We start from the raw sequence: 17,896 nt of genomic DNA, 5'->3' as shown, positions 1-17,896 counted from the left end.
GCGCGACGCCGCGCACTGCACGCCGGTGCGCGGCTGTGTCAAACTCCGCGCCCGCATGACGCCGCAGCCCTCGCCCATCGCATCGTCACCGCGGCGCGCCGCCGCGCGCCGCAGCGTCCGCCCCCTCGAACCCGCACCCAGGCGCTGCGCATGAGCCGGCTCGTCATCGTCGTCGAAAAAGCCTCGGACTGGGGTTCGTACTACCCGTCCGACAACGTCGTGACCGCGCAGGACTACCTGAAGGAACCGATCGGCGCCGACGACGAGCGCACCCAGGTCATCAACCTCTGCCGCAGCTACAAGTACCTCGGCACGGGCTACTACGTGTCGCTGCTCGCCGAGGCGCGCGGCCACAAGGTGATCCCGTCGGTACGCGCGATCAACGACCTGCGCCGGCGCTCGCTGTACGGCCTGGACATCGACGACCTCAACCAGAAGCTCGCCAAGTTCCTGCCCGACGGCGGCCGCGACACGACCGATTTCGGCGTACTCGTCTACTTCGGCGAGACCTCGTCCGGCAGCCTCGAGGACATCGCGCGGCAAGTGTTCGAGACGTTCCCGTGCCCGATCCTGCGCATCGAGTTCGAGCGCGAGCGCGTCTGGCAGATCGCCGCGATCAAGCCGACCGGCCTGCACACGTTGTCCGACCCGCAGGAAGACGCGTTCGCCCAAGCGCTCGACAAGTTCTCCAAGAAGCTCTGGCGCAAGCCGCGCGCGCGCAAGAAGTTCCGCTTCGACCTCGCGATGCTCGCCGATCCCGGCGACCCCATGCCGCCGTCGAACAAGCGCGCGTTGAAGTCGTTCGTCGAGGCCGGCGCCGAACTCGGCATCGAAGTCGACACGCTGACCAAGAACGACTACACCAAGCTCGCCGAATACGACGGCCTGTTCATCCGCGAGACGACCGCGCTCGACAACCATACCTACCGCTTCGCCAACAAGGCGGAGAAGGAAGACATGGTCGTCATCGACGACCCGAGCTCGATCCTCAAGTGCACGAACAAGATCTACCTGCACGACCTGCTCAGGTCGCGCAAGCTGGCGACGCCACGCACCGAAATCCTCTACCGCGACGATCCGAAGAAGATCGCCGAGTTGCCCGACCTGCTCGGCTTCCCGATCGTGTTGAAGATCCCGGACGGCTCGTTCTCGCGCGGCATCGTCAAGGCCGAGAACCCCGAGCAGCTCAAGTCCGCAGTCGACGACCTGTTCCAGCACACCGCGCTCGTGCTCGCGCAGGAATTCATGTTCACGGAGTTCGACTGGCGCATCGGCGTGCTCAACCGCGAGCCGCTGTACGCGTGCAAGTACTTCATGTCGCGCGGGCACTGGCAGATCTACAACCACGGCGCGAAGGGCACGGCGAAATCGGGCGGCTTCGAGACGCTGCCGGTGCGCTCCGCGCCGGCCGACGTGCTCAAGCTCGCGCTGAAGGCGACCGCGCCGATCGGCGACGGCCTGTACGGCGTCGACCTCAAGCAGGCCGGCGACCGCCTCGTCGTCATCGAAGTGAACGACAACCCGTCGATCGACGCCGGTGTCGAGGACGCCTATCTCGGCGACGACCTGTACCGGCGCATCATGGACGAGTTCCTGCGCCGGATGGAACGCAAGCGCCTTGGCCAGCGCGGCTGAACGGCCGGCCAGCAGGCAGCGAGTCCTCTCGCCACCCGCCCCCCTGGAAGGCGGCGCCGATGACGGACACGCCGACGTGCGTCGAGCAAAGTGCACGAAGCCGCATTCTCGACGCTGCTAGAATCCGGAGTTTGGCAAACGTCGACGCGACCCTGACGCCCGATGTCGATCGAATTCCGCCGCGAGCTCGCGCTCGCCGTGTTCATGCTGCTGCTGGCTGCCGCCTTCATCGCGACGCCTGCATGGCAACTGCTCGAGTACGGGCCGTTCAGCTGGCATGTGCGCCAACCCGCGTACTGGCAGGGTGGGCTCGAAGCGCTCGCCCTCGTCGGCATCCTCGCCGGCACGTGCGCGCGCGGCCGTCGCGCGCCGGTGATCGGCGCGATTGCGCTGTTGCTGTACCTGCGCCACCACGCGGTCGACGCGGCGCTGTTGCTCGACGTGCTCTACATCGAGATCGTCGTCGGCCTCGGCGCGTTCGCGCGCCGCGCCTTCGGCCTGCCTGCGCCGCGCGATGCGCAGGACTACCTGCACGCGTTCGTGCTCGGCTTCGTCGGCTGGAGCCTGCTCGCGTGGAGCGCGTCCGCGCTCGACGCGGGTTCGATCCGGCAACTGCGCTGGCTGACCCTGCTCGCCGGCGTGCCCGCGCTGTTCGGCCGGCACCGCCCATTCACGTTGTTCCTGTGGGACGGCCTGCGCGCGCGCGCGCCGGGCGAGCGAGCGTGGTGTGGCGCGATCACGGCGTGGCTCGCGGTGCTCTACGCGCGCAGCAACGTCGCGATCGGCTACGACTCGCTGTGGTACGGGTTGCGACCCGAGTACGTGCTCGATCCGCACCACTCGGTGTTCGAGCCGCTCGGCCTTACGTCGCCGGTGCATTACTACCCGAAACTCTACGAAGTGTTCCTGCTGCCGTTGAGCGCGCTAGGCGACAGCAGCACGGTCGCGTGCCTGTCGATCTGGATGCTGGCGCTGACCCTGCTCGCGTGCCATCAGATCGGTCGGCGCATCGGCGTACCCGCGCGCGTGGCGCTGCCGATGCTCGCGACGATCGCGACCTTGCCGGCGCTGGCGTCGGTATCGATCGAGCCGAAGCCGGATGCGATCTCGGTCGCATTCCTGCTGCTCGCGGCGAACGCGGCGTTCGCGTTCCTCGAAACGCGCTCGCTCGCCGATGCGCTCTGGATGCTGGTCTGTGCCGCGTTCGCCGGCCTCGCCAAGCTCAGTGCGGTGCCGTTCGCTGGCGCGCTCGTGCTCGCGACGCTGCTCGCCGCAGCGCGCGGGCGCGTTGCGCCCGTGGTGGTCGACCCGGTCGCCGAGCGCCGCCGCAGCGCGCTCGCCATCGCCGCCACCGTCGCGGCGGCGATCGTCGCCGGCTTCGTGATCGCCCGCACCTGGCTGCTCACCGGCATGCCGACCGTCGGACCCGACGTGCTGTTCCGCTCGTGGCGCGCGCTCGGCATGACGCTGAAGGAACCGGCCGGTACGCTGAACTGGACCGAGCCGCAGGTCTGGTCGGACGTGCCGATGCTCATCGTCGACTGGTTGTTCCGTCCGCAGACGATGCCGCACGTCGTGACGGCGTGGGTCGGCAACGTCTGGGCATGGCTCGCGCTGTCGTCGGCGGCCGCCGCCATGGCAGGTGCACGCCGGGAGCGCCGCGTCGCCTATGGGCCGCTCGTCGGCCTGATCGCGGCGGGGCTCGTGCTCGCGCTCGGCGCGCGCTACGGCGTGCGTGGCAGCGACGGCAACTATTTCCTCGGCGCGCTGCTGCCGGCGACCATCGTCGCCGCCGCCGCGACGTTCGCGCGCCTCGCCGAGGCGCGCCGCGTCTTCGCGGTCGCGCTCGCCTGCCTGCCCGTGTTCGCCCTGTTCCAGGCCGCGTATTCATTCGCGAGTGCGAGCTGGGTGACCGGCACGCGGCCGTTCGATCTCGATCTCACGCGCAGTTGGAAGGATTCCCGCCGCGAGCGCTGGGAGCGGTTGCAGTACGCCGGGCTCGAAACCATCGGCCGCTACCTCAAGGAGCAGGACGGGCTCACGCGCTCGGTCGGCTACGTCGCCGAGCCGGTGAGTTTCCTGCTGCCATCGCGATTCGAGTACCTGCCGACGATCAGCTACTCGCGACCGGAGTATTTCGCCACGCCCGAGCAGTTCGCGGCGTTCCTGCGCGCGCAACGCATCGATTATCTGATCCTGCCGCAGCCGAGCTTGCGAAAGGCGACATTCACGCTTTCACCGAGCGTCCTCGCCGTCGCGGAACGCCTGCAGGGTGATCCATCGGTGAAACGCGTCGACGATCGCGACTACTTCCTGCTCGACCTGTCGAAACGCGGCGCGGACTGAGCGAAGCACGCGCGCTTCGCCTGCCGGCGCATGGCGGTCGCGCGACGCGACGTCCACGCGCCACGCAGTGCCGCCGCCAGTGGCGCACGCAGGAGCCAGGCGAGATCGATCGCCGGCGCGACGACGAGCCAGAACGGCAGCGTGGCGCCGAGCATCGGTCCGCCGCGCAACGCGGGAACGAACGCGAGCGCGGCGATGCCGGCGACGAGCCAGCACGCGACGAGCGCCGGCGCGCTCATCGCGGGGAGCGGGCGCGTGCGGGCACGCGGGCGGCGGGCGAGCGACTCGGGCAAGGACACGGAGGCGACGAACATCGGGATACTCCTGCTGCGGGACCGGTGCGCAGCCTCTATCGCGGCGGTCTCACGGCCTGCGACGGCGCGACGACGCATGCGATACTCCGGCCCGTTCGGTCGCGCAGGCGGCTCGTGGCGCGGGGCCGTACCCACCGCCGCACCGGACCCGAAGGAGCGTTGCGTGGATAGCCATGGTTTCCTGCCTTATGCGGTGCTACTGCTGCTCGCGACGGTGCTCGCGGTGCCGCTGGCGAAGCGCTGGCGACTCGGCGCCGTGCTCGGCTACCTCGGCGCGGGCGCGCTGATCGGTCCCTCGGGCCTGCGCCTGATCGGCAACACCGAGCAGATCTCGCAGATCTCCGAACTCGGCGTCGTGCTCATGCTGTTCGTGATCGGCATGGAGCTGTCGCCGCAGCGCCTGTGGGTCATGCGTCGCAGCGTGTTCGGCAGCGGCAGCCTGCAGGTCGTCGCGACCGCAGTGCTCGTCGGCGGCGTCGCGCTCGCGTTCGGCCTCGACTGGAAAAGTGCGCTCGTGGTCGGGCTCGGCCTCGCGCTGTCGTCGACCGCGATCGACCTGCAGCTGCTTGCCGAGCGCAAGGAGCTCAACAGCGCGCACGGGCGGCTCGCGTTCGCGATCCTGCTGTTCCAGGACGTCGCCGCGATCCCGATCCTCGCGCTGATCCCGATCCTAGGCGGCAGCCATGCGCAGGGCGGCGCGCTGGACGAGCTGCTCGCCGCGCTGCGCGTGATCGCGACGATCGCGCTCGTCGTCGTCGGCGGCCGCTATCTGTTGCGGCCGATGTTCCGCGCCGCCGCGCAGCAGATCGGCACGCCCGAGGTGTTCACCGCGACCGCGCTGCTGGTGGTGATGGGAACCGCCTGGCTGATGCAGGTCGCCGGCATCTCGATGTCGCTCGGCGCGTTCCTCGCCGGCGTGCTGCTCGCCGATTCGGAATATCGCCATGAGATCGAGGCGCAGATCGAGCCGTTCCGCGGCCTGCTGCTCGGCCTGTTCTTCATCAGCGTCGGCATGTCGCTCGACGTGCACCTCGCGATGGCGCAGCCGCAGGTGGTCGGCTGCCTGCTGCTCGCGCTCGTCGTGCTCAAGGCGATCGTGCTGTACGGCATCGGGCGCGGCGTCGCGCGCGAGGACCACGCGCAATCGATCGCGTTGGCCGCGCTGCTCGCGCAGGGTGGCGAGTTCGCCTTCGTCGTGTTCACGATGGCGGCCGCCAACGGCCTGCTCTCGGCCGGGCAGCGCGACATGGCCATCCTCGTGATAACGCTGTCGATGGCCGCCACGCCGCTGCTCGTGCGCCTGCGCGCGGAAGTCGCGCCGGCGACCAAGGCGCGGCCGACGCGCGAGTTCGACCGCATCGACGCCGCTGCGCCGCGCGTGATCATCGCCGGCATGGGCCGCGTCGGGCAGATCGTCGCGCGCATGCTCAACGCGAACCGGATCCCGTTCACCGCGCTCGAGAGCGACCCCGAGCAGGTCGACTTCATGCGTCATTTCGGCAACACGGTCTACTTCGGCGACGCCTCGCGCCTCGACCTGCTGCGCGCGGCGCAGACGGAGAAGGCCGAGATCTTCGTGATCACGACCGAGGACCCGGATTCGAACCTGCGCACGGCGCGACTGCTCAAGCGGCACTTCCCGCACCTCAGGGTGTTCGCGCGCGCGCGCAATCGCCAGCACGTGTTCAAGCTCATGGATCTCGGCGTCGAGAGCATCGTGCGCGAGACGTTCTTCTCGAGTCTCGAGATCGCGCGCGGCGTGTTCATGGCACTCGGTTACGACGAGGCGAGCGCGGCCGACTACGTGAAGCGCTTCCGCGAGCACGACGAGCGCGTGCTCGCGAACCAGTACCCGGTCTACGACGACGAAGCCGCTCTGCTGCAGTCGGCACAGGAAGCGCGCGACGACCTCATGCGCCTGTTCCAGGCGGATGCGGGCGATGAGGAAGAGGACTGAGATGCGCGGCTATGCCGTCGCGGAGACCGAGCTGTCGAGCTTCGATCGACAGTTCCACGCGCGCTGCGCGCTGCAGCGGCCGGACCGCTACCGCCTGCTCGACGCCTTGCCCGCGGATGCGCCGCGCATCGCACGCGGCGGTGGCGTGTCGTACGTCGGCGCGAGCTTCGGCGGCGGCGCGATCAGCCAGAGCCTCGACGCATTCGATCGCCTGCTCGCGTTCGATGCCGAGCACGGTCGCCTCACCGTGGAAGCGGGCGCGCGCATCGGCGACCTGCAACGCTTCCTGCTCGAACGCGGCTGGTACCTGCCGGTGGCGCCCGGCCATCCCCGTGCGAGTGTCGGCGGTTGCATCGCCGCCGACGTGCACGGCAAGAATCCCGCACGCGACGGCACGTTCCGCACCTGGCTCGACGCGCTCGTCGTGCAACGACCACACGCCGAGCCATGCGTCGTCGACCGCGAGCATGACGCGGACCTGTTCGGCGCGACGTGCGCGGGCTTCGGCCTCACCGGAACGATCGTCAGCGCGACGCTGCGGCTGGCGCGACCGCCGCGCGCGCTGGTGCTGCGGCGCGTGCCGGTCGCGAACCTCGCCGAGGCCGCGCGCGTGCTGCGCGAGGCCGCGAATGCGCCGGTGCTGTACGGCTGGCATGACGGCGGTGCGGCGCACTTCGGGCGCGGCGTGGTCAACATCGGCCTCGCCAGCGGCGACGATCACGATCGCGCCGACGCGCTGCCGCCCGCTGCCGCCGACCTGCCCGCTCGGGTCGCGCCGTTGCCGTTCACGGCGTGGAACCGTGCCGGCCTCACTGCCGCCAATCGCTGGCTCGACTGGCGCTGGTGTCGCGCCGGGCAAGCGCCGATGACACTCGGTGACGCGCTGTTCCCGCTCAACCGCGCGCGCCTGTACTTCGCGGGCTTCGGCCACGCCGGCATGGCGGAGGCACAGTGGCTCGTGCCGCACCCGCGCTTCGAAGCGTTCGCGAACGCGCTCGCCGACCTCGTCGCGCGTACGCGACCGCGCATCGCGCTGATCGCGAGCAAGCTGTTCGCCGGCACCGCCGATGGCTTTTCGTTCGACGGCAACGGCGTCGCCCTCGCGATCCAGGTGGCGACGCCGGCGGCGCACGGCGAGCGCGCGTTCCTCGACGCGCTCGCCGAGCTCGCGATCGCGCACGACGGGCGGCCCAACCTGATCAAGGATTCGACGCTCGAGGCGAGCGTCGCACGCCGCGCGATCGACGGCTTCGAAGCCGCGCGCGCGCGCCTCGCGCGACATGACCCTCAGCGCCTGCACACGTCGGAACTCGCCCGGAGGCTCGCGTTGTGACCGCAGTCGTCGTCGGCGCCTCGAGCGGACTCGGCCGTGCGCTCGCGAACGAACTCGCGCGGTGCGGCCACGCCTTGCTGCTGGTCGCCTCCGACCTGCGCGATATCGACGCCATCGCTGCGGACCTGCGCATCCGACACGGTGCGACGGTGCGCAGCCTTGCGCTCGATCTCGCCCGCGAAGCCGATCCCGGTGCGCGCGTTGCCGCAGCGCTCGAGGGCTTGCCGCCGCTCGCGAGCGTGCTGCTGCCGGTCGGCCTGTCGCGCGCGGACGACGATTTCGGGCTCGACGCCGCGCGCATCGGCGAGCTGCTCGCGATCAACCTGCACGCGCCGTTCGCGATCGCGCACGCACTGCTGCCGCGGCTGCGCGAGGCGCGCGGTGTCATCGTCCTGTTCAGCAGCATTGCTGCCGTGCGAGGGCGCGGGCGCAACGTCGTCTACGCGGCGGCGAAGCGTGGCATCGAGTCGCTCTACGAGAGCCTGCGCCAGCGCCATCGCGAAACCGAGCTGCGCGTGCAGCTGTACCGGCTCGGGTTCCTCGCGACCAATCTCACGCACGGCCTCGCGCTGCCGATGCCGGCGGCTGCGCCCGACGACGTCGCGCGCCTCGTCGTCGAGCGGCTGCGACGCGGCTCCGCGCGCTGGTACCTGCCGCGCCGGTTCGCACTCGTCGCGATGGTCGTGCGCCTGCTGCCCTGGCCGTTGTTCCGCCGCATGCAGTCGTAGGCTGCGCGACGAGACGAAGCGTCGTTCAATCCGGCGCGCGTGCAGGCCTGCGCAGCGTCTGCCGCACGCCGGGAACCGGCATGGCGGAGGTCCCGCCGAGTTCGGCCGCGACGTCCACGTAGCCGAGCAGTGCGGCGACATCGGCGGCCGTGCGGCCGAAGCCGTCGACGAGATCGAGAGGCGCACCGTGCGATTTCAGCAGGCGCACGCAGCCGGACAGGCCATGCAGCGCGCAGGCGTGCAGCGCGCTGACGCCGCGCTTGTCCTGGCTGTCGACGCGGGCGCCGCGTTCGAGCAGGACGTCGGCAAGCCGATACAGGTGTTCGGCGTCGCAACGGGCGCCGGGTTGCGCGCGCGCGCCGAGCAGGACTAGCAGCGCGTCCTGGCCGGCCTCGTTGCGCGCGTCCAGTCGTGCTCCCGCCTGCAGCAGCAGCTCGAACATCGAGCGTGCCTGCGCGGTGTCGTAGCCTTCGAATGCCGCCTGCGCGGCCGCGAGCAGCGCCGTCGTGCCCTGGTCATCGCGCGCCTCGGCGTTCGCGCCCGCTTCGAGCAATGCACCCACGATGCGTTCGTCGCCGCGCGCTGCGGCGAGCATCAGTGCCGTGCCGCCGCCAGCGATGCGCAGATCGGGCGGAATCCCGTGGCTGAGCAAGGTGCGCACGATCGCCTCGCGCCGCGCAGCGACGGCGGCGCCGAGGCAATGGATGCCCGAGTGGGTCATGCATTCGACGTCGGCGCCGGCGGCGAGCAGTTGGACCAGCAGCGCAGCGTGTCCGGCGCCCGCGGCGCGCACGAGTGCAGTCGCGCCTTGCACATCGACGCTGTTCACCGGCACGTCGAGATCGAGCAGGCGGCGCACGGCTTCGGCGTCGCCGACGGTCGCGGCGGCCGGCAGGTCCGCTCCACGCAGGCGGCGTAGCGGCAGCGGCCAGTCGCCCCAGTTCAGCCAATACGCGAGCACCGGTTCGCCGCGTGCGAGCGCGAGGCCGAGCGCCGTCTCGCCGTTCGCGTTGGCGATCTCGGGATTCGCGCCGGCCGCGACGAGCGGTTTGAGCAACGCCGTAGCCAGCGCGGTTTCGGCGCGAACCGCGCCGTGCAACGGAGTGCGGCCCTGCGCATCGCGTGCATTCGGATCGACACCGCGTTCGACCAGCGTGGCGACCAGCGCGGCGTCACCGATCGCGACGGCTGCGTGCAGCGCGGTCTGCTTGCCGGTCGTCACGCCGAATATGTCGGCGCCACGCGACAAGAGGTCGCGCGCGAGCGGGCGCAGCGCTGGTTCGTCTTCCGCGGCGGTGAGCACGCGCGCGAGCAAGGCCACGCCACCGAGCGGCGCACCGCTCGCGACGAGGTCGGAGACCGCGGCGTGCGTGCCGGGCAGGCCGTCGAGCAGGCTGTCGAGCAGTGGCCTGCCCATGCGCGTCGTGGCGTCGCGATCGAGACCGTGGTTGATCAGCCACGTGCGTGCGGCCGCGTGCTCCGGATCGGCGAGGTCGAGGTAGAGGTCCGCGAGCGCGCCGGCCGGCCATTGCGGAACGACGCCGATGAATTCGTCGGCGACGTTGCGATGGCCGAAGCGCAGTGCGTCGAGCAGGTGGTCGGCGTGTGCGGACGATGCATCCGGCCGATCGCCGGCGAGGCTGCTCGGCATCGGATACGCCGGATCGAGCAGCGCGACGATGTGCCAGCGGCCGGCGGCCGCCGCATGGTCGAGCGCGCGCTTGCCGTCACTGCCGACGCAAGCGCGGTCGGCGCCGAGCGCGAGCAACGCGCGCACTGTGTCTTCACCCGCATGGCGAGACTGGCAGGCGATCATCAGCGCGGTGCGCTGGCCCGCGTCGACGAGGTCCGGATCCGGCTTGCGCTTGCCGAGCGCATGGATCGCCGCGACCGCACCGGAGCGCGACGCCTCCATGAGCGGCGTCGTGCCGCGCGCATCGGCCTGGTCGACCGCGGCGCCGCCCGCGAGCAGCGCATCGACGATGCGCGCGTGGCCTGCGAGCGCGGCGGTCAGCAGGGCGGTGCGCTCGAGCGCACCGCGCGCGTCCGCCTTCGCGCGGTGCTTCAGCAGCAGCTTCACGCCGGTCGGGTCGTCTTCGGCGATGCCGGCGGCACAGATCAGCGCCGGCTGCGCATGTTCGACTTCGGGCCGCGCGCCGTGTTCGAGCAGGAATGCTGCGATCTTCCAGTTCGCGCTGGCGCAGGCGACGTCGAGTGCGGTGAAGCCCTCGCCGTTCACCGCGTTGACATCGATCGCGGCATCGACGAGCAGCGCGGCGATGATCGGTTCGGCGCAACGCGCGGCGTGGTGCAACGGTGCATTGCCGGCCGCGTCCGCCATGCGCGCGTCGGCGCCGTTCGCGAGCAGCGTGGTCACCGCTTCGGGACGGCCCTCGTAGCTGTCGCGGGTCGCGGCGATGAGCGGCGTGATGCCGCCATGCAAGCGATTGACGTCGACCCCTTTCGCGATGAGCGTGCGCAACAGGCGCTGGTCTGGCAGCGTCACGGCGATCATCAGGGGGCTGCGCTGATCGCGATGATCGATCGCCGGCAGCACGTTCGGGTCGGCCCCTCGTTCGAGCGCGGCGAGCGCGAGGCTCGCTTGCGCCGAATGCACGGCGCACAACAGGGTCGAGTCGAGCTCGCGTCGCGCGATGCCTTCGGGAAGATGGGCCGGCACGTCGGCGCCGTCGGTGACGCTTTCACCGAGCTCCTGTTCGCGGCGGCGCGAACCGCGCGCCGCCGCGAGCATCGCGCGCAGCGTGCGATTGACCAGCAGGAAGTGCGCGAAGGGCACGATCAGAAGCGCGTACGCGGCGAGTGCCATGACGCGTACTTCGCCGGGAATGACGCCGCCGATGCCCGATAACGCGAGTGCGCCGACCACGATCGTCAGCAGCGCGAGGCTCGCGGGCAGGCCGCCGGCGAAGAAGATGTCGTGCTCATGCGTCACGTGACGCGCGAAGGCGAGCGAGCGGCGCAGTACCGTGGTCAACCACGAGCCACGTTCCTCGGCGTGCGGGTAGGCGTCGTCCCAGAGCAGTGGTAGCGCGAACGCCGGCCAGATCCGCCAGAGCGCGAGCAGTGATGCAACGAGCGCCGCCGATAGCGCGAGTGCGGCTTCGAGTGAGCCGTCGCGGGACAGCCACCAGGCCGGCGCCACGACGACGAGCGTGACGAAGGCGGTATAGGCCGACAACGCGACGAAGTACGCGAGACCGCGACGGGCGAGGCCGCGCAGATAGGCTCCGTCGAGATCGAAACCCAGCGCGCGGCATACGGCGGTCATCGTGATCGCGTTGCCGACGAGAAGAAGGACCAGCGATACGGGGTGTTCGACGAGGGTGGCGATCGCGAAGACCAGCCAGGCAGGCAGCTGCAGGCGCAACATGGTCTGCAGTGATTTGAACCAGTTGGCGGCGCGTCTGCGCATCCGTTTCCCTTATCGCCCGCGGCGCGGATCACCGCTCGCGGGCGAGTATATCGATGCGGCCCGATGCTGCGGCTAGCTGGAGGTTAAGACGGCTAGGCGCCGCCGGATTGCGGAGGTGGCGGGAGCTGCAGGTAATAGCCGTGCTGCTCGAGCGCTTCGAGCACGCGCGCCGTGTCGGCCTGGGCCAGGCGCCTCGTCGGCAGGAGCTCGAGCTCTAGCACCTGCTGCAACGGACCCAGCGATTCGCGCAGCGCCACCGGCAGGGCCGCGCCGTCCGGCTCGCGCAGGTAAACGTAGGTGTCGGCCTTGCGCAGGCTCTTGTGGACGAAACAACGCATCGGACGCCTCCGCTCGCGCGCCGGCCGCGCATGCGGCACCGTAGCGCAAAAGAAGAACGCCTCTCCGTTTCCGGAGAGGCGTTCTGGGTAAAGCCCCTGGCGATGACCTACTCTTGCATGGCTTAAGCCACACTACCATCGGCGCGGCTGCGTTTCACTTCCGAGTTCGAGATGGGATCGGGTGGGACCACAGCGCTAGGGTCGCCAGGGAACTGGTGAGAGTCGCGCATGTTGCGCGGACTCTGCATTGGGACTTGGGACGTATTCAAGCGTTGGCTGTCGCCAGACCTCGTCGTCGAGGCTGCGAAGCGTCTTGGAGTTATATGATCAAGCCGCACGGCTCATTAGTATCAGTTAGCTCGGCATTACTGCGATACACACCTGACCTATCAACCACGTAGTCTTCATGGGGCCTTTAGGGGACTTGTGTCCCGGGAGATCTCATCTTGAGGCGCGCTTCCCGCTTAGATGCTTTCAGCGGTTATCGCTTCCGAACGTAGCTACCCGGCAGTGCCACTGGCGTGACAACCGGAACACCAGGGGTTCGTCCACTCCGGTCCTCTCGTACTAGGAGCAGCCCCTCTCAAATCTCCAACGCCCACGACAGATAGGGACCGAACTGTCTCACGACGTTCTGAACCCAGCTCGCGTACCACTTTAAATGGCGAACAGCCATACCCTTGGGACCGGCTACAGCCCCAGGATGTGATGAGCCGACATCGAGGTGCCAAACACTGCCGTCGATATGAACTCTTGGGCAGTATCAGCCTGTTATCCCCGGAGTACCTTTTATCCGTTGAGCGATGGCCCTTCCATACAGAACCACCGGATCACTAAGACCTACTTTCGTACCTGCTTGATCCGTCGATCTTGCAGTCAAGCACGCTTATGCCTTTGCACACAGTGCGCGATGTCCGACCGCGCTGAGCGTACCTTCGTGCTCCTCCGTTACTCTTTGGGAGGAGACCGCCCCAGTCAAACTACCCACCATACACGGTCCCCGATCCGGATAACGGACCTAGGTTAGAACGTCGAGCACATCAGGGTGGTATTTCAAGGATGGCTCCATGCAAGCTAGCGCCTACACTTCAAAGCCTCCCACCTATCCTACACAGACGAACTCAACGTTCAGTGTAAAGCTATAGTAAAGGTTCACGGGGTCTTTCCGTCTTGCCGCGGGAACGCTGCATCTTCACAGCGATTTCAATTTCACTGAGTCTCGGGTGGAGACAGCGCCGCTGTCGTTACACCATTCGTGCAGGTCGGAACTTACCCGACAAGGAATTTCGCTACCTTAGGACCGTTATAGTTACGGCCGCCGTTTACCGGGGCTTCGATCAAGAGCTTCGCCTTGCGGCTGACCCCATCAATTAACCTTCCGGCACCGGGCAGGTGTCACACCCTATACGTCCACTTTCGTGTTTGCAGAGTGCTGTGTTTTTGATAAACAGTCGCAGCGGCCTGGTCACTGCGGCCCGAAAATGCTCAGCAACGCATGTTGCCACATTTCCGGGCGCACCTTCTCCCGAAGTTACGGTGCTATGTTGCCTAGTTCCTTCACCCGAGTTCTCTCAAGCGCCTTGGGATTCTCACCCTGCCTACCTGTGTCGGATTACGGTACGGTCCTCGTGATCTGAAGCTTAGAAGTTTTTCCTGGAAGCGTGGCATCAGTGACTTCGTCCAAAGGACTCGTCTCGGTGCTCGGTGTATGACCCTCCGGATTTTCCTAAAGGATCCACCTACCGCCTTTCCCCGGGACAACCAACGCCCGGTACACCTAGCCTTCTCCGTCACTCCATCGCAATCACGAGCGGTTCTGGAATATTAACCAGATTCCCATCGACTACGCGTTTCCGCCTCGCCTTAGGGACCGACTAACCCTGCGCCGATGAACGTTGCGCGAGGAAACCTTGGGCTTTCGGCGAGGGGGCTTTTCACCCCCTTTATCGTTACTCATGTCAGCATTCGCACTTCCGATACCTCCAGCAGACCTTACGATCCACCTTCACAGGCGTACGGAACGCTCCTCTACCGCTCACACTTACGTGTGAACCCCGAGCTTCGGTGCATGGCTTAGCCCCGTTAAATCTTCCGCGCGGGCCGACTCGACCAGTGAGCTATTACGCTTTCTTTAAAGGATGGCTGCTTCTAAGCCAACCTCCTGGCTGTCTATGCCTTCCCACATCGTTTCCCACTTAGCCATGACTTTGGGACCTTAGCTGCAGGTCTGGGTTGTTTCCCTTTTCACGACGGACGTTCGCACCCGCCGTGTGTCTCCCAAGCTTGCACGTGTTGGTATTCGGAGTTTGCCATGGTTTGGTAAGTCGCGATGACCCCCTAGCCATAACAGTGCTCTACCCCCAACAGTGATACTTGAGGCGCTACCTAAATAGCTTTCGAGGAGAACCAGCTATCTCCGGGTTCGATTAGCTTTTCACTCCTAGCCACACCTCATCCCCTACTTTTGCAACAGGAGTGGGTTCGGGCCTCCAGTGCGTGTTACCGCACCTTCACCCTGGGCATGGCTAGATCACCCGGTTTCGGGTCTACGCCTTGCGACTATGCGCCCTATTCAGACTCGGTTTCCCTTCGCCTCCCCTATACGGTTAAGCTTGCCACAAAACGTAAGTCGCTGACCCATTATACAAAAGGTACGCCGTCACCCTTGCGGGCTCCGACTGCTTGTACGCATACGGTTTCAGGTTCTATTTCACTCCCCTCTCCGGGGTTCTTTTCGCCTTTCCCTCACGGTACTGGTTCGCTATCGGTCGGTCAGGAGTATTTAGCCTTGGAGGATGGTCCCCCCATGTTCAGACAGGGTTTCACGTGCCCCGCCCTACTCACTTTCATCGCACAAGCCCTTTCGCATACCGGGCTATCACCGTCTACGGCTGGCCTTTCCAGACCATTCCGCTAGAACTTGCACGACTTTTGGGCTGATCCCCGTTCGCTCGTCGCTACTAGGGGAATCTCGGTTGATTTCTTTTCCTTCAGGTACTGAGATATTTCAGTTCCCTGAGTTAGCTTCCCAGTTCTATAGATTCAAACTGAGATACCGCTTGCGCGGTGGGTTTCCCCATTCGGACATTCCCGGATCGAAGCTTGTTGCCAGCTCCCCGGGACTTTTCGCAGGCTACCACGTCCTTCATCGCCTCTGACCGCCAAGGCATCCACCGTATGCGCTTAGTCGCTTGACCATATAACTCCAAGTCGCCTCGGAGCCATACAACAAACAACTCAAATTACTTCGCCTACTTGCCTCAACGACACGTCTGGTTCGACAGAACCAAAACGCTTGTTTACGTCCCAAGTTTTCAAAGAGCACGATGCGCACTTCAACGTCGCATCGTGAAAAATTCTGAGAGTGTGCTGATCCAGAGGAATATGGTGGGTCTGGGAGGACTCGAACCACCGGCCTCACCCTTATCAGGGGTGCGCTCTAACCACCTGAGCTACAGACCCGGTAATTTTCTGGTGGAGCTGATCGGGATCGAACCGATGACCCCCTGCTTGCAAAGCAGGTGCTCTCCCAGCTGAGCTACAGCCCCGAAAGGGGACTCGCGGCCAAGCCGCGTCTCTGGATGCAGGTATCTTGTGTGGGCACCTTGCGGTGGTGAAGTCGTTCTCGAAAGGAGGTGATCCAGCCGCACCTTCCGATACGGCTACCTTGTTACGACTTCACCCCAGTCATTGACCACTCCGTGGCAAGCGTCCTCCTTGCGGTTAGACTACCTGCTTCTGGAGCAACCAACTCCCATGGTGTGACGGGCGGTGTGTACAAGGCCCGGGAACGTATTCACCGCGACAATGCTGATTCGCGATTACTAGCGATTCCGACTTCACGGAGTCGAGTTGCAGACTCCGATCCGGACTGAGACCGGCTTTCTGGGATTGGCTCCGCCTCGCGGCATCGCAACCCTCTGTACCGACCATTGTAGTACGTGTGTAGCCCTGGCCGTAAGGGCCATGATGACTTGACGTCATCCCCACCTTCCTCCGGTTTGTCACCGGCAGTCTCCTTAGAGTTCCCACCATTACGTGCTGGCAACTAAGGACAAGGGTTGCGCTCGTTGCGGGACTTAACCCAACATCTCACGACACGAGCTGACGACAGCCATGCAGCACCTGTGTTCCGATTCCCGAAGGCACTCCCGCATCTCTGCAGGATTCCGGACATGTCAAGGCCAGGTAAGGTTCTTCGCGTTGCATCGAATTAAACCACATACTCCACCGCTTGTGCGGGCCCCCGTCAATTCCTTTGAGTTTCAGTCTTGCGACCGTACTCCCCAGGCGGCGAACTTAACGCGTTAGCTTCGACACTGAGCACCTAAGTGTGCCCAACATCCAGTTCGCATCGTTTAGGGCGTGGACTACCAGGGTATCTAATCCTGTTTGCTCCCCACGCTTTCGTGCCTCAGCGTCAGTACTGGTCCAGATGGCCGCCTTCGCCACGGGTGTTCCTCCCGATCTCTACGCATTTCACCGCTACACCGGGAATTCCACCATCCTCTACCGTACTCTAGCCTGCCAGTATCCACTGCAATTCCCAGGTTGAGCCCAGGGCTTTCACAACGGACTTAACAGACCGCCTACGCACGCTTTACGCCCAGTAATTCCGAGTAACGCTTGCACCCTTCGTATTACCGCGGCTGCTGGCACGAAGTTAGCCGGTGCTTATTCTTTGGGTACCGTCATCCGCACGGGATATTCACCCGTACGATTTCTTCCCCAACAAAAGGGCTTTACAACCCGAAGGCCTTCTTCACCCACGCGGCATGGCTGGATCAGGCTTGCGCCCATTGTCCAATATTCCCCACTGCTGCCTCCCGTAGGAGTCTGGACCGTGTCTCAGTTCCAGTGTGGCTGATCATCCTCTCAGACCAGCTACGGATCGTCGCCTTGGTGAGCCATTACCTCACCAACTAGCTAATCCGACATCGGCTCATCTTATCGCGTGAGGCCTTGCGGTCCCCCACTTTCACCTTTCGGTCGCATGCGGTATTAGCGTAAGTTTCCCTACGTTATCCCCCACGACAAGGCAGATTCCGATGTATTCCTCACCCGTCCGCCGCTCGCCACCAGGGTTGCCCCCGTGCTGCCGCTCGACTTGCATGTGTTAGGCCTGCCGCCAGCGTTCACTCTGAGCCAGGATCAAACTCTTCAGTTAAAACTTCAGGCTTTCGGGCCGAGGCCCTACGACCAAACTTCTGAGTGAGAACCAAGCGTCTGTAAAGCTTATGCTTTGACGTTTGCTTGGACGCACTTTGTATCGATGGACTTTCATCCACCACAAGGCGCCCACACAAGTTACCTGCGCACACTTTCAAAGATCAAAGGCTTGCGAGATTTTCTTTGTCTCGCGCCTCAGGACATTTCGTCCGAGGGAGCCGCATATCTTACATCGTTTTTCGCATCCGTCAACACCTCGATGCGAACTTTTTTTCTCCCTCGACCCGGCGTTTCCGCCTCGTCGAGGCCCCTCGTCGTTCGGGTTCGTATCGAACCAGTCGTCGAAGGGGCGCGCATCTTACATCCGATTCCCGATTCGTCAACCCCTCGCCGCGAACTATTTTGCTTCGTGGCGGGCACTGCGTTTCCGGGTCTCGCCTTCGTCGATTTCGCCGCGAGGGCAAGTCGTCGAAGGGGCGCGCATCCTACATCCGATTCCCGTTTCGTCAACCCCTCGCCGCGAACAATTTTTGCTTCGTGGCGGGCGCTGCGTTTCGGGTCTCGCCCTTCGTCGATTTCGCCGCGAGGCCAGTCGTCGAAGGGGCGCGCATCTTACATCCGATTCCTACTTCGTCAAGCCGTC

At 65.7% G+C, this 17,896-nt stretch carries 8 protein-coding genes, 2 tRNA genes and 3 rRNA genes; 5 read left to right on the top strand and 8 right to left on the bottom strand.

Going from position 1 to position 17,896, the window contains the following annotated elements; genetic code table 11:
- The first annotated feature begins 150 nt into the window (after positions 1 to 150).
- Both FHW12_RS09735 and FHW12_RS09730 read left to right on the top strand, forming a co-directional pair.
- A complete protein-coding gene (locus tag FHW12_RS09735; RefSeq protein ID WP_182530797.1) occupies positions 151 to 1,635 on the top strand; it encodes a RimK family protein in 1,485 nt (494 codons plus the stop codon).
- A 162-nt stretch (positions 1,636 to 1,797) separates the two neighbouring features.
- The gene (locus FHW12_RS09730) at positions 1,798 to 3,981 is read left to right on the top strand and encodes a hypothetical protein (RefSeq protein WP_182530796.1); all 2,184 of its coding nucleotides are present in this window, start codon (positions 1,798 to 1,800) and stop codon (positions 3,979 to 3,981) included.
- Here FHW12_RS09730 and FHW12_RS09725 read toward each other — a convergent pair.
- Positions 3,942 to 4,295, bottom strand: coding sequence for a hypothetical protein (locus FHW12_RS09725; RefSeq protein WP_182530795.1), 354 nt, complete (start codon positions 4,293 to 4,295; stop codon positions 3,942 to 3,944). The genes FHW12_RS09730 and FHW12_RS09725 overlap by 40 nt on opposite strands.
- A 163-nt stretch (positions 4,296 to 4,458) precedes the next feature.
- Here FHW12_RS09725 and FHW12_RS09720 point away from each other — a divergent pair, with 163 nt between their 5' ends.
- Genes FHW12_RS09720 through FHW12_RS09710 form a run of 3 tightly spaced genes read left to right on the top strand, consistent with a single transcriptional unit; the run spans position 4,459 to position 8,313 of the window.
- On the top strand, positions 4,459 to 6,252 hold the full coding sequence (locus tag FHW12_RS09720; protein WP_310735200.1) for a monovalent cation:proton antiporter-2 (CPA2) family protein: 1,794 nt from the start codon (positions 4,459 to 4,461) through the stop codon (positions 6,250 to 6,252).
- Positions 6,236 to 7,585, top strand: a complete 1,350-nt coding sequence (locus FHW12_RS09715; RefSeq protein WP_182530793.1) for an FAD-binding oxidoreductase — start codon at positions 6,236 to 6,238, stop codon at positions 7,583 to 7,585. Before FHW12_RS09720 ends, FHW12_RS09715 begins: the two co-directional genes overlap by 17 nt.
- Entirely contained in the window at positions 7,582 to 8,313 is a 732-nt protein-coding gene (locus tag FHW12_RS09710) for an SDR family NAD(P)-dependent oxidoreductase (RefSeq protein ID WP_182530792.1), read from the top strand. The genes FHW12_RS09715 and FHW12_RS09710 overlap by 4 nt, the downstream gene beginning before the upstream one ends.
- Positions 8,314 to 8,338: 25 nt before the next feature.
- Here the strand turns inward: FHW12_RS09710 and FHW12_RS09705 are convergent, their stop codons facing one another.
- From FHW12_RS09705 to FHW12_RS09675, 7 genes are all read right to left on the bottom strand, one after another.
- Positions 8,339 to 11,746, bottom strand: coding sequence for an ankyrin repeat domain-containing protein (locus tag FHW12_RS09705; RefSeq protein ID WP_259392947.1), 3,408 nt, complete (start codon positions 11,744 to 11,746; stop codon positions 8,339 to 8,341).
- 92 nt (positions 11,747 to 11,838) lie between these two features.
- Positions 11,839 to 12,084, bottom strand: coding sequence for a YcgL domain-containing protein (locus tag FHW12_RS09700; RefSeq protein ID WP_182530791.1), 246 nt, complete (start codon positions 12,082 to 12,084; stop codon positions 11,839 to 11,841).
- 94 nt (positions 12,085 to 12,178) lie between these two features.
- Positions 12,179 to 12,293 (bottom strand): 5S ribosomal RNA (gene rrf, locus FHW12_RS09695).
- Between the two features lie 114 nt (positions 12,294 to 12,407).
- Positions 12,408 to 15,281 (bottom strand): 23S ribosomal RNA (locus tag FHW12_RS09690).
- A 188-nt stretch (positions 15,282 to 15,469) separates the two neighbouring features.
- Positions 15,470 to 15,546: transfer RNA gene (locus FHW12_RS09685), tRNA-Ile, on the bottom strand.
- Positions 15,547 to 15,556: 10 nt separating this feature from the next.
- Positions 15,557 to 15,632 (bottom strand) — tRNA-Ala (locus tag FHW12_RS09680).
- 80 nt (positions 15,633 to 15,712) lie between these two features.
- Positions 15,713 to 17,251: ribosomal RNA gene (locus tag FHW12_RS09675) — 16S ribosomal RNA — on the bottom strand.
- The 16S, 23S and 5S rRNA genes sit together here with 2 tRNA genes alongside, the layout of an rRNA operon.
- Positions 17,252 to 17,896: the final 645 nt, after the last annotated feature.

Source organism: Dokdonella fugitiva (genome assembly GCF_014138265.1).
Lineage (GTDB): Bacteria > Pseudomonadota > Gammaproteobacteria > Xanthomonadales > Rhodanobacteraceae > Dokdonella_A > Dokdonella_A fugitiva_A.
Note: the sequence above shows the minus strand (reverse complement) of the source record. Positions and strands in the feature narration are given on the sequence as shown.